The following is a 21,025-nucleotide window of genomic DNA, read 5'->3' as shown; positions in this document are numbered from 1 at the left end:
CAAGACCTTTGCCAAGGAGAGCCACCCGGCGCGTTAATAAAGGCATGCGCTATGTCATCACGGGAGCAAGCCGTGGCATCGGTTTCGAATTCGTGCAGCAACTGCTGCGGCGGGGAGAAACGGTGGATGCGGGGGTGCGTGCCCCGGAGCTGGCGCGCCGGCTGGAGCCGCTGCTGCTGGAGGCGGGGAGCCGCCTGAGGATCCACCCGTTGGACGTCACCCGCGCGGACAGCGTCCACGCGTTCGCGGAGCGCATCTGCCGCGAGCCGGTGGACGTGCTCATCAACAACGCGGGCGTGTCCGGACAGTGGGTGGGGCTGCATGAGCTGGACTACGAGGACCTGGCGCGCACCATCGAGGTGAACGCGCTCGGGCCGCTGCGCATCACCTCCGCGCTGCTGCCCGCGCTACGGCACGGCGCGGGGCGCAAGGTGGCGCACGTCACGTCCCGCATGGGGTCGCTCTCCAGCAACACGGAGGGCGGCGCGTACGCCTACCGCATGTCCAAGGCCGCGCTGAACATGGGCGTGCGCTCCATGTCCAACGACCTGCGCCGCGAAGGCCTGGCGTGCGTGCTGCTGCATCCGGGTTGGGTGCAGACGGACATGGGCGGGCAGGACGCGCCGCTGCCGGCGGAGGAGTCCGTGCGCGGGATGCTGCGGGTCATCGACAGCGTCTCGCTGGAGCACTCCGGCCGGTTCTTCGACTACGAGGGCGCGGAGGTGCCCTGGTAGTGGCCTGGAGGACAGGGTCACTGTCGCCGGGTGAACACTCCCCGGCCCCCGGGGGCAGGCAGGCAGCCCCCGGGTCCGAGGCCGTCGCTGGCGCCTGCCTGCCGTCGTCCCCATCTCGTCGCGAGGAAGTCCGCGGCGGAGGGTGGGATGGCGTGGCGGCGGTGGTGGCCCACGGTGTGGGTGGCGGCGTGTCTCGTTGCGTGCGGTCCCGGCGCGTCCACGCCGAAGCAGGGGCAGGAGGCCGTGACGCCGGGCGATGAGCCCTCGACGCCGGTGACGCCTCCGGACGACCCGCCCGACACGGAAGAACCTCCGCCTCCCCAGCCGCCGCCGGACGAGGAGCCGCCTCCCGACGAGACGGCGGAGGAGCCGCCCCCACCGGAGGAGGAGCCGGTGCTGACGGCCTGCGCGCCGGAGCCCGCGGCGGACGCCTCCGTGCCCGAAGCCGAGCGGACCGCGCGCCATGACTACGCCTGCACCGGCATCGCGCTGGAGGGCTCGCTGGTCTCCACGGCGGGCACGCCGGTCGTGGACGCCGTGGTGAAGGTGGGGGACGCGCAGGCGCGCACGAACGCGGCGGGCCACTTCCGCTTCCCCGTGCTGCCCCGTCACAACCGGCTGCTCACGGTGGATGCGGAGGGCTTCCGGCCGGCGGTGGTGGCGGTGGAGCTGCGCCGGAGCCTGACGGAGAAGCGCGTGACGCTGCCGCCGGTGCGCCTGTCACCGAAGGACGGCGTGCGGATGCTCTTCGCGGGGGACGTGTCGCTGGGGCGGCGCTTCCTCGACCCCGACGACACCACGCCGCGCAACCAGCTGCCGCCGGACGACCCGGCGGCGCTCATCCGCGTGTCGGATCCGCTGCCGGGCACCAAGGCCGTCTTCACCCACGTGCGGCCGTACTTCCAGGCGGCGGACTTCCGCGCCGTGAACCTGGAGACGCCGGTGACGGACCATCCGGTGACGCCGCACGACGAGAAGGCCTACGCGTTCTTCACGCTGCCCGGCTCGCTGCCCGCGCTGCCGTGGCTGGGCGTGGACTACGTGAGCCTGGGCAACAACCACGTCTACGACTACCTGGCGCCGGGGCTCGCGGACACGCTCACGCACGTGGCCGCGACGGGCATGGCCTTCAGCGGCGCGGGCCAGGATGAAACCGAGGCCTTCCTGCCGGCGCGCGTGTCGCTCGCGGGCGGAAATTACAGCCTGGTGTCCATGTGCTCCATCACGGGCAGCGCGCATGATCAGCAGTACGTGGCGGGCCCGAACCAGGGTGGCGCGGCGGACGCGCGGAACCTGACGCGGGCGTCCTCGCTGCTGGCCGCGGAGAAGGCGCAGGGGCGCGTGCCGGTGGCGGTGCTGCACACCGGCGTCGAGTACAGCGTCCGGCCCTCCACCCCGACGGCGCAGCGGATGCGCGACCTGGTGGACGCGGGCGCGGGGCTCGTCATCGCGCACCACCCGCACATCCCGCAGGGCTTCGCGCGCCACCAGGGCGTGTTGATGGCGCAGTCGCTGGGCAACTTCGCCTTCGACCAGGACCGCATGGAGACGATGGTGGGCCTGATGGCGGAGGTGGAGGCCACAGGCACGCGCGTGGACCGGGCCCGCGCGGTGCCCGTCTACATCGAGGACTACCGCCCCCGCCCCGTCGCGGGCGACCTGGCGGAGAGCTTCCTGCGCAACCTGGCGGAGCTGTCCCGCGAGGGCGGCGTGGAGCTGGTGCCCCAGCCCTCCTGGGGCGAGCTGCTCGCGGAGGGCAAGCACGCGGCGGTGAGCGAGCGCACCGTGGACGTGCCGGTGACGGTGGACGCGAACGGCCGCGCCACGGTGGACCTGCGGCCCCTGCGCCAGGGAGGGGAGTCCGTGGCGGTGGCGAAGCTCACGGGCGCGGACGTGACGGGCGTGAAGCTCAAGGCCGGGCGGGACGTGCTCCTGCACGGCGACTTCGAGGACCACGACGTGGACGACGACGCCAACGAGGCGCCGCGCTGGAGCGTGGGCCCGAACGCCGGCTACGTGTGCCAGGACGGCCCGCACCGGGGCGCCGCGGCGCTCTGCCAGCGGCGCGCGGCCAGCGACTCCCGGAGCGCGGCGGTGAAGCTGCTCAACCGCTTCCGTCCGCCGGGCTTCGCGGAGGGGCCGCCCAACCGCGACCTCACGGCCGTGGCGTGGCTGAAGGGGCAGGGCGGCGGCGCCTTCTTCGCGAAGGTGCAGTACCTGCCCGTGGAGTCCTACACCCTCTTCGGCGAGCAGACGCTGCTGCGCCACGACGGCGGCACCTACGACTGGACGCTGGTGGCGGAGGACCTGCGCTTCCCCGCGGATCCGCCGCGGCCGGACCTGTGGAACGCGCCCTGGGCGTTGGACCTGACGCTCAACACCGCGCCCCCGAAGTCCGGCCAGGGCGTGACGGCGGTGGACGACCTGGCGCTGGTGGCCTGGGAGAAGCAGGCCACGGGAGGCACGCTGACGCTCCAGACGCCGCACGCGCGGGACTTCGTGCGGGTGGAGGCCCCGGCGGGCACGTACACGCTGCGCGTCACCTTCCGCGAGCACCGCGTGCCCTGAGGCATTGTTTCAGGGGAACAGCAGCTGCGTCTTCCAGCCCGCGCCGTCGCGCAGGTACACGTTGCGCTCGTGCAACCGGCTGGGGCGGGCGTGCCAGAACTCGATGCGGTCCGGCACCACGCGGAAGCCGCTCCAGTGCGGCGGACGCTCCACCGCGCGGCCCTGGAAGCGCGCCTCCACCTCCGCCACGCGCTGGTCCAACAGCTCGCGCGAGGGCAGCTCTTCACTCTGGAGGCTGGCCCACGCGCCAAGCTGGCTGCCGCGCGCGCGGCTCTGGAAGTACGCGTCCGCCTCCGCGTCCGTCACCTGCTCCACCCGGCCCTCGATGCGCACCTGCTGCTCCAGGGGCTGCCAGAAGAAGCACAGCGCCGCGTACGGGTGCGCGCGGAGCTGCTGCCCCTTGCGGCTGTGGAAGTTGGTGAAGAAGACGAAGCCCCGCGCATCGAAGTCCTTGAGCAGCACCACGCGTGAGCTGGGGCGGCCCTGGTCGTCCACGGACGCCACCACCATGGCGTTGGGGTCCACGGGGATGGCGGCCTTCGCCTGGGCGAAGACGTCGGCGAAGCGCTGGATGGGGTCGGGAGGAATCGTCGTCACGCGGCGCACCATAGGAAACACGGCCCCGGCGCGCACGTTCGCGGTTGACTCCCTGTCGGGACTCGCACGCAATGGCGGGACTCATGAAGATCCTCTTCATCGCCTCGGAGGTCACCCCCTTCTCGAAGACGGGGGGACTGGGCGACGTGGCCGGGGCCCTGCCCACGGCGCTCGCCGGGCTGGGGCACGACGTGAAGATCGTCACGCCCCGCTACCAGGACGTGCGCAACACCGGACACTTGCTGCCCACCGGCCAGTCCCTGGTGCTGCGCTTCCCCTTCGGTGAGACGGGCGGCCCCATCCTGTCCGCGCGCCTCAGTGAACGTCTGGAGGTCCTCTTCCTGGAGAACGAGGCCTTCTACGGTGGCCGCAAGGGCCTCTACGGCGGCGCGGGCGGCGAGTTCACGGACAACCCCCGCCGCTTCGCCTACCTGTGCGTGGGCGCGCTCCAGGCCGCGCAGCGCCTGCGCTTCTTCCCGGACATCATCCACCTGCACGACTGGCAGACGGGCCTGGTCCCGGTGGCGCTGCGCCGGGGCTTCCAGGGCACGCCGCTCGGCCGCGCGAAGTGCGTCTTCACCATCCACAACCTGGCCTACCAGGGGCAGTTCCCCAAGCGGACCATGGAGGACCTGGGGCTGCCGTGGGACCTCTTCACGCCGGAGGGCGTGGAGTTCTACGACCACGTCAACTTCCTCAAGGCGGGGCTCGTCTACTCCGAAGCGCTCACCACCGTGTCGCCCACCTACGCGCGCGAAATCCAGACGCCGGAGCAGGGCTACGGGCTGGATGGCCTCTTGCGCCGCCGCTCGCACGCGCTCACCGGCATCATCAACGGCATCGACGCGCACGAGTGGAACCCCCAGACGGACTTCTTCCTGCCCGCGCGCTACGGCCAGGACGACATGACGGGCAAGGCGGTGTGCAAGCGCGCCCTCCTGGAGCGCTTCGGCCTGCCCACGCAAGGAAACGCGCCGGTGTTCGGCATCGTCAGCCGGCTGGCGTGGCAGAAGGGCGTGGACCTGCTGCTGGAGACGCTGCCCGCGGCGCTCCAGGGGGACCTGAAGTTCGTGGCGGTGGGCAACGGCGACCCGGCCCTGGAGGAGGGCTTGAGGGCGCTGCGGGCCCGCCACCCGAAGCAGGTGGGCGTGCACATCGGGTTCGACCCGGCGTTGTCACACCTGGTGGAGGCCGGGTCGGACTTCTTCCTCATGCCCAGCCGCTACGAGCCGTGCGGCCTGAACCAGATGTATTCCCTGCGCTACGGCACGGTGCCCATCGTCCGGGCCACGGGCGGGCTGGTGGACACGGTGGAGGGGGGGCTGGACGGCAACGGCATCCTCTTCGAGACGTTCCACCGCTCGGCGCTCCTGGCCGCCATCCGCCGGGCGCTCTCCCTGTACGCGGACCCCGCACGGCTGGGGGCCTTCCAGGTGCGAGGGATGGGGAAGGACTTCTCCTGGACCGCGTCCGCCCGGAAGTACGAGGCCCTCTTCCACTCCCTGGTGGAGGAATAGTGGGGCCGCTCCCGGATCCGCGTTAAACTTGCCGCCGTGGCGGAAGCTCCGGACCTGGGTGGCTATGAAGTGGTCGGCCGGCTGGCCGTCGGTGGCATGGCCGAGGTGTATCAGGCGCGTCCCCGTGAGACGACCCAGCGCTCCCCGGGCGAGCCCGACGAAGTGGTCATCAAGCGGCTGCACCCGTCCTTCCGCAACGACCCCGCGTATGTGAAGGCCTTCGTCGACGAGGCGAAGCTGACGGTGCGCCTGCGCAACGCGCACATCGTGCGGACGTTCCGGCTGTTCCGCGCCGGGCCGGACTACCTCATGGTGCAGGAGCTCGTGAGTGGCCGGACGCTGGGCTACATGCAGGAGCTGCTGATCAAGGCGGGCGCCGCGATGCCGCCGGAGTCCGCCTGCTACATCGCGTGGTGCATCCTCAAGGCGCTGGACTACATCCACCGCGCCAAGGTGGGGGAGAACGGCGCCACCATCGTCCACCGCGACGTGAACCCCGCCAACGTGCTGCTGGGCGTCCAGGGCGACGTGAAGCTCACCGACTTCGGCGTGGCGGAGGTGGAGGGGATGATCCGCGGCGACTCCGGCGCGCTGCGCGGCACGCTGCCGTACATGAGCCCGGAGCAGGTGCTGGGGCAGGCGGTGGACGCCCGCACGGACCTGTACGCGGTGGGCGTCATCCTCTGGGAGCTGTGGGCCGGCCGCCGCCTCTTCACCGGCGACAACGAGGCGCAGCTGATGCACCAGGTGCGTGATGCTCGCGTGCCGCTCCTGTCCACGCTGTCTCCGGACCTGCCGGACTACGCGGCGCGGGTGGCGCGCAAGGCGCTGTTCGCGGACCGGGCCCGCCGCTTCCAGACCGCGGCGGAGTTCATCAAGGCGCTGGAGGTCCTGGCGCGCCGCGCGGGCTGGCCCCTGACGGTGGAGGCGCTGCAGCCTCTGTTGGGCGGCTGATGCGCTCGCGCCGGGCGGTGCTCGGGCTGGGCCTCCTGGCCGGTGGCTTCTGCCTGTCCGGCTGCCTGGGCGTGGTGCCCTTCCGTCCGCGCGCCTACGACGAGGCGGTGCGGGTGGAGGCCGTGGACGTGGCCTTCACGCGCGACGGCAGCGGGGCGCTCACGCTGAAGCTCCAGGTGGGGAACCCGTCCTCGGACGCGGCCACGCTCACCCGCGTGGACTTCGACCTGCGCGTGGACGGACGGCGCGTGGCCACGGGCGAGCAGGTGATGGGCGTGCCCCTGGACGGCGAGGGCCAGGTCCCCCTGGAGGTCTACTTCCCGCTGGCCGTGGCGCGCGGTGGCGGCCGTCCGGAGACAGGGTCGCACGTGGTGCGGCTGGAGGGCGGGGTGGTGCTGCGCTTCGGAGGCTCCGAGCGGCGCGCGCCCTTCCGGGACACGCGCTCGCTGGACCTCGCGTGGGTGCCGGGCGGGGAGTCCGGCCCGGCGCAGTGAGCGCTGGAGGCCCTGGGGACGGGCCTCAGCCCTTGGCGTCCGGGGCCGCGCCGGAGTCCGGGGGCTGTCGCGGCGGGCCCCCCTGTCCATCCGCGAGGCCGGGCGCGGCGCTCTTGAGGCGGGACATCCGCACGCGGTCGATGCGGGCGCCCTCCTTGGTGGCCACGACGAACTGCCAGCCGTTGTAGGTGAAGCGCTCGCCCACGTCGGGCAGGTGGCCCGCGAGCGAGGACAGGTAGCCGCCCAGCGTGTCGAAGTCGCCCTCTGGCAGGGGGAAGCCGAAGAGCTTGGTGAACTGATCCACCTCCATGGCGGCGTCCACCAGCGAGCTGCCGTCGGCCATCTTCTCGACGAGCTTCTCCTCCACCTCGAACTCGTCGCCGATGTCGCCCACGATTTCGCGGAGGATGTCCTCCAGGGTGACGACGCCCATGAAGCCGCCGTACTCGTCGACGACCATGGCCATGTGGATCTTCCGCTTCTGCATGTCGCGCAGCAGGTCGCCCACGGGCTTCATCCACGGCACGAAGTGGGCGGGGCGGATGACGTCCTGCAGGACGATGAGCTCCGGGTGCTGGAGCAGCGGGATGAGGTCGCGCGCGTGCAGCACGCCGACGATGTGGTCCACGTCGTCCTTGTAGACCGGGATGCGCGAGTGGTTCTCCTCCGCCAGGATGCGCAGCACCTCGTCCGGCGGGGTGGTGACGTCCACGGAGATGACGTCCGTGCGGTTGACCATCACGTCGCGGCAGCGCTTGTCGGACAGCTCGAAGATGGAGCGGATGAGCTGCGGGGCGCTCTTGTCCACCTCGTTGCGCGCGGCCTGGGCGGCGAGCAGCTTCTCCAGCTCCTCCAGGGGCGGGGGCGGCGGCTCGAAGCGCAGGGTGCGGCCCATGGTGCGGGCGCCCAGGTTGAGCAGGCCCAGCATGATGCGCATGGGCGGATAGAGCACCGTCACCAGCAGGGACACCAGGCCCGACAGGCGCAGGGCCCAGCGCTCCGGGTTGCCGTTGGCCAGGCCCCGCAGCGTCACCTCCATGAGGCTGGCGAGCACGCCCACGAAGAGGGCGCCCGCGCACACCGTGGCGATGGGCACCCAGGTGGCCTCGGCGTAGCGGCTGAAGTCCAGGAGGCGCGGCGGGACGAAGGCGCCAATGGCGGCGGCGAGGAAGCCGGACAGCACCATGCCCAGGCGCAGGGCGGTGGCGGCGGGCTCACGGTCCGTCTTGTGACGGAGCACCCGGCGCGCGGCGACACTCTTGCTCTCCTCCGCGAGCTCCTGGGCGCGCAGGTCGGACGTCCCGTAGAGCGCGGACTCCGCGGCGGCGACCAGGGACCTCATGAAGCAGAGGGCCAGGCAGGCGACCCAGAGGGTCCAGGTAGGCATAGGGGGAGGTTCTTATCCCGTGCTAGAGGGGCATACCACCCTGGCGGGAGGCACCATGCGGGGACGTCGGATGTACGTCATTGGCGGACTGCTGGGCGCGCTGGCGGCGCCCTCGGCGGCCCTGGCCTGGCCGGTGGACCAGGCCCTGACGCTGGAGCCCGGCAAGGAGACCTTCCAGAAGCTCACCGCCGTGGACTGGGCGGAGTCAGACGCGCCCAACGTGGTGACGGCGGAGGCGCTGGCCCAGAGCGGCGAGCTGCTCTTGACGCCCCACGCCGCCGGCATCGCGCGCGTGCTGCTGTACGCGGAGGGCCGCTTCGCGGTGTGGCGGGTGATGGTGGGGCCCATCGAGTTGCAGAACACAGGGTCGGAACTCGCGGCGGCGAAGAAGGCGTGTCCGGACCTGAAGGCCACGGAGGGCGCGGAGCGCGGCCTCACGGCGACGGTGAACGACACCGCGTGCAGGCTGGCGCTGCGCACGTTCCTCAAGACGCACGCGTACCTGGCGAAGGAGCTGGAGCTGACGTTCGCGGTGCCGCAGCTCCAGGCGCAGCTGGAGGACTTCGAGGCGGGCATGCCGCCGGGGCTGACGGTGCGCTACAGCGGCGCGGGGCTGGTGCTGTCCGGGAAGACGGACCGCGAGGGCCACCGCAAGGCGCTGTGGGAGCTGTTCAACCGCGCCGTGGGCCGCGTGCCGCTGGAGGACCGCACGGAGGTGGAGGCGCCGCCGAAGCCGGACGACGCCGCGAAGCAGGAGGCGCTCGACGCGACGGTGTCGGACGTGCCGGCGGATGCCGGGGTGCCGCCGGCGCCGCCTCCGCCGGTGAAGCGCAAGGCTCCGCCCAAGAAGCCGCGCTGAGCGCGGGGAAGAAGCCTCGCTGAGCCCTGGGGGGCGCGCCGGAGGGCTGCCGCTTGCGGTATGACCGTGGGTGGAGGTCCGACGGAATGACGAACGGAGTGAAGCGCGCGGGGTTCGCGCTGGTGCTGGCGCTGACGGTGGGGCCGGGGGCCGCGTGGGCGCAGGTGGATGAGGACGACGGCTCGGCGGTGGTGGTGGACATGCCGGAGATGGACCGGGGCTGCCCGGTGAAGCCGGAGTTCCTGCCGATGACGGCCATGGGGCAGGTGGGCATCGACCGGCTGGGCTGGCTGGTGCACCAGGCCATCATCCCGTCCTCGAAGGACAAGTTCTTCCGGGCGGGGGCGCGCAGCCGCTCCGGGGTGAAGCCGGTGCCCATGGAGCAGGCGAAGAAGCTGGGCGCGCTGGACACGACCAAGGCGCCCATCTGGGTGTTCGGCAAGGAGAAGGCGAAGGCCTGCAAGGGCACGCCCATCGCGTACTGGGCGGTGCGGATGGGGACGGACGAGGACCGCCAGACGTACCTGATGGCGGAGCTGGCGACGGAGTGCGAGGTGCTGCCGCCCGGGCGGCTCGCGGGCACGCCCATCGCGCTGCGGCAGAAGGACGAGCCCACGGGGTGCGTGCTGCGCCGGCCCAACCGGAGCCACACGGGCAAGGAGATGGACGGCATTCCGCCGGACTACGCGGAGCACCTCCCGCCGCAGGACTGCTCGGCGCCGAAGTGCGCGCGGCTGTGGGAGTACTTCGGCGTGACGGGCGAAGAGGGCGAGGGCGCGTTCGACCTGACGGTGTCCTATCTGCAGCGCAACGGCAGCAACCCGTGCAACTGGGCGACGGACGACCTGTCCATGTTGTTCGTGCGGGGGCGGGAGAGCACGGCGCTGACGCCGCTCAAGCCGGGAGGGCAGCTCTTCGGAGGCCTCTGGGACTTCAGCGGCCCGCGCTTCATCCTGAGCCGGGAGATGGGCGTGCTCTACGCGTACGACTACCAGAAGCTGAAGGCCGCGCCGAAGGCCGTGCGCTACGGGAGCCCCACGGAAGAGGACCTCATCCACGCGAAGCGCACGCTGTCGCCGTGCAAGAAGTGACCTCGTGCTCCTGTACCGCCCCGTCGGGCTTGCCGAACTGCTGTTGATCTACCGGTCAGGGATGCGGCGTTTTCCGCCGCGTTTGCCGGAGCAGCCCATCTTCTACCCGGTGCTCAACGAGCCGTATGCCCGGCAGATCAGCCGGGACTGGAACGCCACCAGCCCCGAGGGCGCCGGCTACGTAACGGCGTTCGACGTGGAGGACGCCCACGCGGCGTCATTCGAGGTCCAGCAGGTCGGCGCCCGGATGCACCAGGAACTCTGGGTCCCGGCCGAAGCCCTGGATGCATTCAACAATCACATCCAGGGACGGATCCGCGTGACCGCCGCGGACTTCGGTCCCCAGTTCATCGGCCATGTGCCGACTGCGTTCTCCCTGCGCGGGCAGAATGCGCGGACGCAGCTGGAGACCCTGATTGGGATCCACGGGTACAACGGAATGGATTTCCACGCAGAGGTGACCGCGAACCATGAGGCCGTGTTCGCACACTTCCCCTATTGGGAGCAGCTCGCTACCGGGAACGGGACCCAGGTGGTGGAAGCGATCCGCAAGGTGTGGAGCGGGGCCTTCCCTGACATTCCGTTGGGGCGTCAGCCATGACCTCACTCGTCGGCATCCTGGCTGGCGTGAGGGTCGATTTGCTTTTCTGGGTGAAGTGCTCAATAAGCACTGCCGTCGTCGTTAGAACCATGTCCGCCTGAAGTCAGTGCTCCCCCAGGTGGATTCACGAACGCACTTGAAGTGCTTCGAGCAGCCCTTCTGAGGGCTGTGCCAGCCCGTGGGCTGTCGAGGGGAGCGTATTCATGCAGTGGCTTGGGTTGTTCCTCGCGTGCGCAAGAACCGCACGCGCGTGGTCCGTGTTGTTCCTCATGGCCGTCTTGGCCGGAGCGACGTCCGCTTCCGCCACCCCATGCAGTGCGAGCGACACGTCACCCCATACGTGCTCACAGGGGTTCTGTCAGGGCGTCGCGTATTGCGAGGGGACCCGGCTGGGCGAGTGCATGCCTACGGGCATAGCGAACTCGACATGCAACGTCTGTGGCCGCACGGGATACAAGACCTGCACGGACTTCACTGTGGACGCCCAGTCCTGCACGGCCTACCAGAGTGAGCTCTGCAACGGCTGTGATGACGACGGCGACGGGCTGGTGGACGAGGGGCTCACCGGAGCGCCCTGTACGATGCCCAATGGCTGCTCGGGAGTCAGGGCCTGTACCGCCGCCGGCCCCACCTGTGTCCTGGCGCCTGACAGCCTCAAGGACTGCGGAACCTGTGGCGCTGGCGGACGCCAGGCCTGCCGGATGGACGGGTCGTTTGGTCCCTGCCAACCCGCGACGGCGTCGCGGGAGCTGTCCTGCAATGACTGTGATGACGACCGCGATGGCGTCGGGGATGGGAATGCCAGCACCCCGGAGACCTGTAACGGCCTGGACGACGACTGCGACGGCCGCATCGACGAGGGCTCCCAGGGATGGGAAGGAGAGGTGTGTGGGCTGAGCTCGAGCGCCTGTTGCGCCGCGACATGTGCGTCGCTGGGGAAGAACTGCGGAAGCGTCTCGGATGGGTGTGGGGGGACGCTGAATTGCGGCTCCTGTCAGGGCGGACAGGTCTGTGGCGGGGGAGGCGTGGCCAACGTCTGCGCGACCTGCTCCTTCATCCCGAAGACAACGGCCTGCGCGGGAAAGAACTGCGGAACGGTCTCGGATGGCTGCGGTGGCTTCCACACCTGCGGCTCCGGAACCTGTACCAGTCCTCAGACCTGTGGCGGCGGTGGCACGGCCAATGTATGTGGCTGCACGCCCATCCCCCTGGCCACGGCGTGCGCAGGGAAGAACTGCGGAACGGTGCCCAATGGCTGTGGTGGCACGTACGCCTGCGGCGCCTGCACCTCGCCACAGACCTGCGGAGGTGGCGGAACCACCAACGTGTGCGGCTGCACCCCCATCCCCCAAGCCACGGCCTGCGCGGGGAAGAACTGCGGCACGGTCAGCAATGGATGCGGAGGCACGTACACCTGCGGCAGCGCCTGCGCAGGGACCCAGAGTTGCGGAGGAGGCGGCACGCCCAACGTATGTGGCTGCACGCCGTACCCGGTCTACGAGGCCTGCGGTGATCGTGAGTGCGGCAACGTTCCCACTGGCTGCGGTGGACTTGTGAGCTGCGGGACCTGTTACTCGGGCTCGACCTGCAAGTTCGGCATCTGCCAGACGAACGGTGGTGGCTTCATCTCGAAGGAGGGGGAGAAGTGATGAACACCCAGTTCAGAAATGCAGCGCCGAACCGCTTGAAGCAGCTCCTCTCCACGTCGGTCCTGGCCCTCTACGTCGTGCAGTTGATGGGAAGTTGCAGCCCTGTCCCGGCGCAGGACGACGCGCGAGCGTTGGCGGGAGCGTCAGCCCGGCTGAATGGGGCCACGAGCCTGACGTTGCCCGCGTCGACGATCCTGCCCACGGAGACCGTGAACGGCGTTGCCTCGGGACTGACCGTGGGCCGTCTGGATGTCTCCCTGGATGGTGCCGCGACCTATGCCCTGCCCCTGTGGGTTCCTCCAGGGCGGGCGGGTATCCAGCCGTCGCTGACGCTGTCCTACAACAGCCGCGGCGGCAATGGCCTGTTGGGCATGGGCTGGTCGGTGAGCGGCTTCTCCAGCATCACCCGCTGCCATCCCTCGCTGGACGGGGCGGGGAAGCGGCTGCCCATCCAGTTCACCCAGGCGGATGACCTCTGCCTGGACGGGGCCCGGTTGGTGCTCATCACCGGATCCGTGGGCGCCATCGGCGCGACGTACCGCACGGAGATCGACACTTTCTCGCAGGTGAAGGTCACCGACGCGGACGCGAACGGCCCGAAGCAGTTCGAGGTCCGCACCCGCGACGGGCAGGTCCTCACCTACGGCGGTTACGGCGGAGCCGCAGAAGGCTCCGTGCTGGAGGGCTCGCGGGTGCTTGTCTCGGCCGTTCCCCCGTCGTGGGTCTCCGCGACGTACAACGGGGCGCCTCGCGTTCGCTATGCTTGGTCCGTCTCGAAGGTCGAGGACCGCAGCGGCAACTTCATGCGCGTGCTCTACACCCGCACGGAGACCGACGCCGCCGTCGAGCAGGTTCCCTCCGCCATCGAATACACGGGCTCCACGAGCACCGTTCCCCAGCTCCAGCCGCTCCGGCGTGTCACCTTCCATTACGTTGGGCGGCCGGACGCGGATGTCCATTACGTCTCGGGCCTGAAGCTGAGGTCCTCGCAGCGGCTGCTCAAGATCTCCATGTCGGCCCCGGTGGATTCCCAGGGCGCGGTCATCGAACGGCTCCGCGAATACCGCTTCACGTACCGCAACGACAGCGTTTCGAAGCGCAGCCTGCTGGCCAGCGTCGAGAACTGCGACGGAAAGGACGTCTGCCGCAGCCCGCTCCAGTTCGAGTGGGAGAAGGGCCTCGAGGCGAACCCCGACAACATCTTCGAGAAGATCAACACGGGCATCACGGATGTGGCCGCCAATGGGGATGTCCCCCCGAGCCAGCCCCTCGAGAACACGGACTCCCTGGGCCGCGACTTCTGGACGCTCCAGACGCTGGACATCAACGGCGATGGGCGGGACGACATCCTCTACCGGTACACGGGCCCGAAGAGCAACGAACAGCGTCCACCTCCTGTCTGGAAGTATCGGCTCTCGACCGGGTTTGGCTTTGGCCCTTCGCAGACCGCCAACAACCTTCCCAAGGCCGTGGTGGGGGACTCGCTGGATGAGTTGATCACCGTCGACATGGACATGGATGGAAAGACCGACGTCATCGGTTTGAACCGGACGAATTCCGGCCATGACACCGCACCCTGTGACGGGCACTACCAACTCTACCGCTCCACGGGGACTGGCTTCGAAGCGAAGTGGGGCGGCAGCGAGGAGTTGTACGACATCTGCAACGACTCGGTGCATGACGTGCCAGTCCCTGTCATGCACGTCGCGGACCTGGACGGCGATGGCCGGCCGGACCTGCTGCGCTCGCGCCAGCCCATCGACTCCTCGAGCATCGCGAACTGGAGCTATCGCCTCAACACCACCACCAACGCCGGGGTGTCCTTCTCGGCGCCCACCCGCATCGGTGGGGACTTCGACCGGACCTCGCTGGTCGGCGGCCATGCGACGGACATGGACGGGGATGGCGCCGTCGATGTGCTATTGCGGCAGCCTGCTTCCACCGCGACGGTGGACGGCTTCGAGCAGTTCTATTCGGCGGTGGAGGTCTCGCCGACGCCGTGTGCCGGTGGTGCCGCGGGGACGTCGTGTCCGTCGCCGACGACCGCCACCCTGGCGGCCTTGCCCTGGGACTACATCCAGCGGCCCCAGGGGCCCTACCACCACCTGCAGCGGTGGTTCCTGGACGTCAACGGCGATGGTCTCCAGGACGTCGTGAGCATGGCGAAGGAGGCGAAGATCGGCGGGGTGCGCACGGCCCGGGATCTCCTGCTCTCGCTGAACACGGGCGCGGGCTACCTGCCGCCCGAGCACCTCGACATCCCGTTGGGCGCGATGCCCAGCCCCCTCCAGGTCGATGAGGGGCGCTACATCGACAACGGGGTCCGCGTCGTCGACTTCAACATGGACGGCAAGCAAGACCTCCTGTTGATGGACGCTTTCGTCGACGGGAGCCATCCCAACACCGTGGGCCGTTTGAATGTGACGGTCCTCGAGTCGACGGGCAGTGGCTTCGTGCCGCGGACGCTGGCCGCCGTCCCCGCGGGAATCACCACGGGCAGTGGCGGCACCGGTGATCCCCGGTTCCGGCCAGGAACGGGCTTTGGTTACCGACTGTCGCGCCTGCTGGATATCGACGGTGATGGGCTGACGGACCTGGTGCAAGCCGAGCCCACCGAAATCCCCAACGAGTACCGGCTCCAAATCTACCGCCGCCAGGGAGGCCGACCTGACCTGATGAAGGCGGTGGTGGACGCCAATGGCAACCGGACGACGGTGGCCTACAGGGCGTTGACGGACTTCCGCTTCGGCACCGGGCTCTACACGCCGGGGACGTGCACCTATCCCCAGTACTGTGCCGCGTCCGCACTCCCGGTGGTTGGAATGCTGTATGCGCCGAATGGCCGTGGGGGGACCCGCTCCGCGATCTTCAGCTACGCGGACAGCCGCTATGCGCTTCGAGGCCAGGGATGGCTGGGCTTCGCCTCCAGGACCACCTTTGACTCGGACACCCTGCAGACGTCCACGGTGCGGATGGACAATGCCAGACAGGGCGGGTCACTCTATCCCTGGGCGCGCTTGCCATACCTGGAGACGTCCTCGATTCCCGCGTCCACCAGTGTGACCCTTTCGCGGCAGACCACCCGACAGTGGGAGCTGCGGAACGCGCCGGAGAATCGGACGAAGTTCCTGTGTCCGATCCGCGGGTACTCTGGCGAGTCCGACAGCCAGCAGGGCCAGCTCCGGGACGTCGTCACTGTGCGGGACTGTGATGCCTACGGCAACATCGCGAGCGAAGAGGCCTTCACCGCGAACGATGCCCTGGACATGAACCCCCACCGCCACAAGGTGGAGGTGACCTACTCGAACTACACGTCCAACTGGACGCTGGGCATGCCGATGTCGAGGACGGAAACGGACAGCATTCCCTTGGATGCGCGACATCCTTCGGGAGGCATTGCTTCGCGCACCGTGCGCTACAGCTACTGCACGCAGGACGACTATCAGGAGGAGGAGACGGAGCAGTGTCCGTGGTCCAACCTACTGTACAAGGTCGTTGTCGAGCCGAGTGCGACAGGGACGGCGGGCGCCGACGTCTGGCTGGCGACGACGTTGAGCCGGGATACAACAGGGCAGGTGACGTCCCAGACGCAGTGGGCTCGTCAGGGCATCGCCAAATCGTTCGCGACTCGCGAGTACGACCCGGTGGAACGCATCTTCCCGGTCGTGGACCAAACCTTCCTGGGCGAAAACATCTGGACTCTGTCACATCGCACGGAGCGGCTGTATCACCGGGGGCTGGGGGTGCTGGCCATCCAGGAGGACGCCAATGGCGTGCGCGAGGAGTGGCGCTACGACGGGTTGGGCCGTCTGAGAAGGCAGAGCGCCCCGTACCGGGTCGGAAGCCAAGCGACCCCGTCCTCGGCGCACACGACCGTGAGCTATGGAAAAGAGCAGTCGCGGACGACCATCACCGTGAAGCAGGACGGCGGCGGGGAACACGTCAGCCTCCTGGATGGCTTCGAGCGCCTCGTCGAGGAGCGCGAGCGGGCCTCGGACGGGAGCTGGAGTCATGCGACCCGGGAGTACGACGCGTTGGGGCGCCTGTGGAAGCAGTCCCTCCCCTATGCCGACCGGGAAGCGCCCGCGTTCACCATCATCAACTATGACAAGGCGGGACGGCTGTCCCAGGTGGAGGCCGGCGGCGTCATCAAGGAGGTGCGCACGTACGAAGGGCGCAACGTCCGGCAGCGAAGCGGCTGGGCGGAGCGGCGGCTCCTGGTGAATGCCCGGGGGCAGGTGGTGGAAAGCCAGGACTTCAAGACGGTGGGCAACCCCCAGAATGCCGTCAGCACGCGCCTGAGCTACGGCCCCTTCGGGGTGGTGGATTTCGTGGAGGATGCCAAGGGCAACCTGACCACGATGAGCTACGACGTCCTGGGGCGCCGCACGCTGCTCGTGACTCCGGAGGCAGGTGCGTTCGAGACCCGCTACGACGCCCTGGGCGCCGTCCGCGAGCAGACCGATTCCCTGGGGAACGTCACGACCTTCGCTCGTGACTTCCTGGGGCGGCCCGTGTCGGTGCAGACGCCGGAGGGCGTCACGCGCTTCGAATGGGACACCGCTCCCAACGGCGTGGGAGCCCTGGCCTGGGCCAGGTCCGGTCCTTCCGCTGTCTCGAGCCCGACGGACGTGGTGCTGACGTACGGCTACGACGCCCTGGGCCGTTCCCTGTGGGAGACCACGAGCGTGGATGGGGGAGCCAGCTCATACCGGGTCGACCGGGGCTACGACGCCTACGGGCGCATGTCTGCGCTCATCTACCCGCAGGTCGACTCCCAGCTGCGTCTGGGAATGACGCTGGAGTACAACAGCCACAACGGGCGGTTCAGCGGGATCCGCAACACGGTGACGGGCCAGCTCTACTGGAGCGCCCTGGAGAGCAACGCCGCGGGACAACTGACGCGGGAGCTCTTCGGCAACGGGGTTTCGTCCCTGATCCGTTACGACAGACAGGGGCAACTCCGCTTCATCGAATCGCAGGGCGGCCAGGGAACGCTCCAGCGGATCGCCTATGTGTGGAATACGGCGGGGAATCTCCAGCTCCGGAATGACCTGCTGGCCAACGTCCAGGAGAGCTTCTCCTACGACGCGTTGAACCGGTTGACGGCGTGGAACGTCAAGACGGCCTGTAATGCCTCGACGACGAGCTTCGACTACGACGACATCGGCAATCTGTTGCTGCGCACCGTGGCCCAGCAAGGGGTGGACGCGTTCACCGAGCAGCAGGACTACCGGTACGGCGAAGCAGGGGCGGGGCCCAATGCGTTGACCGGGCTGGGCGGAGAGGTGTTCGGCTACGACACCGCCGGCAATCAGCTCTCCTGGGCGGCGCCCAACGGGGACTACCGCCAGGTGACGTACACGTCGTTCAGTCTGCCCAAGGTCCTGGAGTCGGCGCAGGCAGGGCTGCTGGACTTCAAGTACGACGCCTTCCAGAAGCGGGTCTTGAAGCTGCGCAACAACGGGGACTCCACGCTCTACGTGTCGGGACTCTACGAGAAGCGGCAGACGGCGGGAGTCGTCTCGCACATTTTCCAGGTTCCCGGTGCGGGCGGGCCAGTGGCCCAGGTCCAGTGGACGGCGGGAAGTGGTGGTTACAACGTCGAGACCCTGTATCTCCACGGCGACCACCTGGGTTCCATCGAGACCGTCTCGAACCAGGCGGGAGGCGTAGTCCAGCGGCGGAAGTACCAACCCTTTGGCGCACAGGCGAACCCCTCCAACCCGACGCAACGGGTGCTGCCGACGACGGGCTCTATCCGGATGGGCTTCACGGGCCATGAGGACGACGCGGAGTCCTCGCTGGTGAACATGAGAGGACGGCTCTACGACCCACGTGCTGGCCGCTTCCTGTCAGCGGACCCGTTCGTTTCCGCGCCGTTCTCCAGCCAGGGGTACAACCGGTACAGCTACGTCTTCAATAACCCTCTGTCCATGACGGATCCATCGGGCTTCACAGCCGAAGGCATCAACGGATGCTACGGGTGCGGTGGGCAAAGCGGAGCGGGATTGGATCTGACCCGTCCCGCCGAGGCGATTATCAGTTCGGTGGCAGATGTTGCTGTTCGCGCATTCAATACAATCGTTGAGACATTCACCGGTATCTCGGATGTGAATGGCGCCGTGCAGAAGGCGGAGGACGCGAGCGACGGCGCGAGCCACGCCATCTCCGGCATGGCGAATGCCGCATGGGAACATGAGGCGAACCGGTCGCTCGCAAACCGGGCGATGTGGGGTTCCTACCCATTGCTCCAGATGAACAGTGAGGCGTTCCTGACGGTCGCCGGTAGTGCGAATGCGGGCTACTCACAGGGAGGTGTTGTTGGAGCTGGAATGAGCGCGGTTGACTCCCAGATTCCAGTCTTCAGTGCATGGAATGCCTTGTCCAAGGCGCAAGATGATTTCTACAGCGGCAACTATCGAGGCCTTGGTTTTAATGGCACTGTTGCTGTTGTTGCTGGGGTGGCGACCGTTTCCACTGTTGCCGATGGGCTCGGTCTTGGCGGAAAGGGTGCCGGGAAGTTTGTGTTTGCCCACGGCACGTCACCCAGGAGTGCTGCGAGCATTGTTGAGGGGGGGCTGAATGCGTCGAAAGCCAGCGCAAGTTCTCGCGGTGGTTTCTTCTCGCGCCCAGGAAGCTTCTTTGGTTTTGAGCTTGGGCCTCCAGGTGCTCCTGGGCCGGGTCTTCAGCTGGCTTATGAGTTTGGACTCAGGATGGATGGAAATCCATCCGTTGTTATTGGCGAAATTCCCATGAGCCTGTATGAATCGTTGGCGACCAGAGGGCTGGTGGCGGTGCGGCCGATTCCAGGGGTCCCTGTCCCTGAGATAATTTTCTCACCTGCGGCTTTTGGGGAAATTAATGCTTCTGTTCGTTGGACTGTTTTGCCGTTCTGAGAGGTTGTATGGCTGGTGATTATTCAAAAGACGCTGCTGGTGTTGTGAAAATCAAGCTTCCCCTGGCGAGAGCAATGGAGGATGGGACATGGGTTCAGGAGTGGGAGATCAAGACGGATGGCGCCGTTGCTGCCGTTCCCGCTGATGAGCTTGCTCGTTTAGGGGTTGCGATGTCCCGGCCTGAGTTCCAGGTCGAGCCGGTGCGTCGATCTGAGAACTGTTTTGTGCTGAGGGTTGTGATGCTCGCGGACGCTGGGCAAGGGCGGTTCTTGTCAAATGCTTATGAGATGCTCAGATACTTTGATGAGCATTTTGCTCGCATTCTCTCGATTGAGGGGCTTCCACGCAGCAACTGGACGCCTTTCCGGGAATGGCCCACCACTCCAGCGTAGCTTGTAGCGTTTAGCGAGAATCGTCCTCGGGTGAACTTCGATGCGCGATCGGTGCTGCATGGCCGGTCGCGAGTACGAAGGCAGTGCCCTCAAAAGCAATCATGGCTGTTGGGCTGTTGGGGCTTTCCGGCTGAGCGATCCCCGCATTTGAGCGAGCAGATCGCCAGCCGCCTACCTGACAGCTCCGTGCGAGGCGGAGTGGTGGGGAGCAGGAAGAGAGGCCATGCTGAGACGCAAGGTGGCCATCAACGAGGAGCAGGTGCTGGCGTTCCTGGAGAACCTGTTCGAGGAAGACCTGCACGCAAAGAGAGTGCTGTCGCTGGCGCACGCGACGTTGGGCGTGGTGCACGCGGCGTCGCTGTCGGTGCACGCCATTGGCCAGGCGCTGGCGTGGGCACGGGGGGGGGCGTGCAGAAGCACGGCATCAAGCAAGTGGACCGGCTGCTGTCCAACGAGGCGGTGGATGTGTGGAAGCTGGCGGCCTCGTGGGTGCCGTACGTGCTGGCCGAGCGCACCGAGGCGCTGGTGGCGCTGGACTGGACGGACTTCGAGGCCGATGACCACACCACGTTGGTGGCCAGCCTCGTCACCTCGCATGGACGCATCACGCCCCTGCTGTGGATGACGCTGCAAAAGAGCGCGCTGGCGGGCAACCGCGCCCAGGCAGAGGATGAGCTGCTGTTGCGGCTCAGGGAGTGCGTGCCCGAAGGCGTGAAGGTGACGGTGCTGGCGGACCGGGGCTTCGCGGACCAGCGGTTGTACGCCCTTTGGGCCCAGGCGGGCTTCGAGTACGTGGTGCGCTTTCGCAAGGACGTGCGGGTGGAGGTGGCCGGCGGCACCGGGTGTCCCGCGGCCAGATGGATTCCCACCAGTGGGCACGCCAAGAAGCTGGCGGACGTGCATGTGACGGCCGACCGCACGCCGGTGCCCGCGGTGGTGTTGGTGCACCAGAAGGGAATGAAGGAGCCGTGGTGTCTGGCCACCAGCCTGAAAGCCGCAAGCGCGCGCCAGGTGGTGGACCTCTACGCCCGGCGCTTCTCGTGCGAGGAGACGTTCCGGGACGTCAAGGACTTGAGATTCGGGATGGGGCTGTCCACGGTGCGCGTGAAGAGTCCCGAGGGCAGAGACAGGCTGCTGCTGGTGAGCGCCCTGGCCCCTGAAGCATCCCCTCATCTAAATCAGATAAGTCCGAAGGTTTCTCGGAAGACGGCGTGCTCGCGAACGAGTTGCGCGAATCGCTCCACCAACGGGCGGAGTCGTTCATCGCTCATGCGCGGCATGGC

General features: G+C 68.3%; 13 protein-coding genes. 11 read left to right on the top strand and 2 right to left on the bottom strand.

The window, feature by feature from the left end:
- The first annotated feature begins 44 nt into the window (after positions 1–44).
- The gene (locus tag D7W82_RS23625) at positions 45–734 is read left to right on the top strand and encodes an SDR family oxidoreductase (RefSeq protein ID WP_120620509.1); all 690 of its coding nucleotides are present in this window, start codon (positions 45–47) and stop codon (positions 732–734) included.
- Positions 735–881: 147 nt separating this feature from the next.
- Positions 882–3,302 (top strand): CapA family protein, encoded by a 2,421-nt coding sequence (locus D7W82_RS23620; protein ID WP_120620508.1) that lies wholly within the window; start codon positions 882–884, stop codon positions 3,300–3,302.
- A 9-nt stretch (positions 3,303–3,311) separates the two neighbouring features.
- Here the strand turns inward: D7W82_RS23620 and pdxH are convergent, their stop codons facing one another.
- On the bottom strand, positions 3,312–3,911 hold the full coding sequence (gene pdxH, locus D7W82_RS23615) for a pyridoxamine 5'-phosphate oxidase (RefSeq protein WP_120620507.1): 600 nt from the start codon (positions 3,909–3,911) through the stop codon (positions 3,312–3,314).
- Between the two features lie 71 nt (positions 3,912–3,982).
- Between pdxH and glgA the strand changes: the two genes are divergently transcribed.
- The 3 genes from glgA to D7W82_RS23600 are packed head-to-tail and all read left to right on the top strand — an operon-like array spanning position 3,983 to position 6,864.
- On the top strand, positions 3,983–5,416 hold the full coding sequence (gene glgA, locus D7W82_RS23610; protein ID WP_120620515.1) for a glycogen synthase GlgA: 1,434 nt from the start codon (positions 3,983–3,985) through the stop codon (positions 5,414–5,416).
- A 36-nt stretch (positions 5,417–5,452) separates the two neighbouring features.
- Complete coding sequence (locus tag D7W82_RS23605) at positions 5,453–6,370, top strand: serine/threonine-protein kinase (protein WP_120620506.1); 918 nt, start codon at positions 5,453–5,455, stop codon at positions 6,368–6,370.
- Positions 6,370–6,864: a hypothetical protein gene (locus D7W82_RS23600; RefSeq protein ID WP_120620505.1), complete on the top strand. Its 495-nt coding sequence runs from the start codon at positions 6,370–6,372 to the stop codon at positions 6,862–6,864. The genes D7W82_RS23605 and D7W82_RS23600 overlap by 1 nt, the downstream gene beginning before the upstream one ends.
- A 25-nt stretch (positions 6,865–6,889) precedes the next feature.
- On the opposite strand, the gene D7W82_RS23595 is transcribed toward D7W82_RS23600, so the two are convergent.
- The gene (locus D7W82_RS23595; RefSeq protein ID WP_120620504.1) at positions 6,890–8,251 is read right to left on the bottom strand and encodes a hemolysin family protein; all 1,362 of its coding nucleotides are present in this window, start codon (positions 8,249–8,251) and stop codon (positions 6,890–6,892) included.
- A 55-nt stretch (positions 8,252–8,306) separates the two neighbouring features.
- On the opposite strand from D7W82_RS23595, the gene D7W82_RS23590 reads away from it, so the two are divergent.
- The 6 genes from D7W82_RS23590 to D7W82_RS23570 form a co-directional block, all read left to right on the top strand.
- Positions 8,307–9,110: a hypothetical protein gene (locus D7W82_RS23590; RefSeq protein ID WP_120620503.1), complete on the top strand. Its 804-nt coding sequence runs from the start codon at positions 8,307–8,309 to the stop codon at positions 9,108–9,110.
- Positions 9,111–9,196: 86 nt separating this feature from the next.
- Complete coding sequence (locus D7W82_RS23585) at positions 9,197–10,201, top strand: hypothetical protein (protein ID WP_120620502.1); 1,005 nt, start codon at positions 9,197–9,199, stop codon at positions 10,199–10,201.
- A gap of 4 nt (positions 10,202–10,205) precedes the next feature.
- Positions 10,206–10,802 carry a hypothetical protein gene (locus D7W82_RS23580; RefSeq protein WP_120620501.1) on the top strand — a complete coding sequence of 199 codons (597 nt, stop codon included), beginning with the start codon at positions 10,206–10,208 and terminating at the stop codon, positions 10,800–10,802.
- 1,648 nt (positions 10,803–12,450) lie between these two features.
- Positions 12,451–19,350: an RHS repeat-associated core domain-containing protein gene (locus D7W82_RS23575; RefSeq protein ID WP_120620500.1), complete on the top strand. Its 6,900-nt coding sequence runs from the start codon at positions 12,451–12,453 to the stop codon at positions 19,348–19,350.
- Positions 19,351–19,358: 8 nt separating this feature from the next.
- Positions 19,359–19,742: a hypothetical protein gene (locus tag D7W82_RS40155; protein ID WP_147439494.1), complete on the top strand. Its 384-nt coding sequence runs from the start codon at positions 19,359–19,361 to the stop codon at positions 19,740–19,742.
- A 390-nt stretch (positions 19,743–20,132) separates the two neighbouring features.
- A partial coding sequence (locus D7W82_RS23570; protein ID WP_120620499.1) for an IS4 family transposase occupies positions 20,133–21,025 on the top strand: 893 nt, incomplete at its 3' end.

The organism is Corallococcus sp. CA049B (assembly GCF_003611685.1).
GTDB lineage: Bacteria > Myxococcota > Myxococcia > Myxococcales > Myxococcaceae > Corallococcus > Corallococcus coralloides.
This window is presented reverse-complemented; position numbering and strand designations above follow the sequence as displayed.

Bases quoted from the DNA above. Each gene is read 5' to 3' on its own strand.
- glgA (WP_120620515.1), top strand. From the start codon at position 3,983: ATGAAGATCCTCTTCATCGCCTCGGAGGTCACCCCCTTCTCGAAGACG.
- D7W82_RS23585 (WP_120620502.1), top strand. From the start codon at position 9,197: ATGACGAACGGAGTGAAGCGCGCGGGGTTCGCGCTGGTGCTGGCGCTG.
- pdxH (WP_120620507.1), bottom strand. From the start codon at position 3,911: ATGGTGCGCCGCGTGACGACGATTCCTCCCGACCCCATCCAGCGCTTC.
- D7W82_RS40155 (WP_147439494.1), top strand. From the start codon at position 19,359: ATGGCTGGTGATTATTCAAAAGACGCTGCTGGTGTTGTGAAAATCAAG.
- D7W82_RS23590 (WP_120620503.1), top strand. From the start codon at position 8,307: ATGCGGGGACGTCGGATGTACGTCATTGGCGGACTGCTGGGCGCGCTG.
- D7W82_RS23620 (WP_120620508.1), top strand. From the start codon at position 882: ATGGCGTGGCGGCGGTGGTGGCCCACGGTGTGGGTGGCGGCGTGTCTC.
- D7W82_RS23595 (WP_120620504.1), bottom strand. From the start codon at position 8,251: ATGCCTACCTGGACCCTCTGGGTCGCCTGCCTGGCCCTCTGCTTCATG.
- D7W82_RS23600 (WP_120620505.1), top strand. From the start codon at position 6,370: ATGCGCTCGCGCCGGGCGGTGCTCGGGCTGGGCCTCCTGGCCGGTGGC.
- D7W82_RS23625 (WP_120620509.1), top strand. From the start codon at position 45: ATGCGCTATGTCATCACGGGAGCAAGCCGTGGCATCGGTTTCGAATTC.
- D7W82_RS23575 (WP_120620500.1), top strand. From the start codon at position 12,451: ATGAACACCCAGTTCAGAAATGCAGCGCCGAACCGCTTGAAGCAGCTC.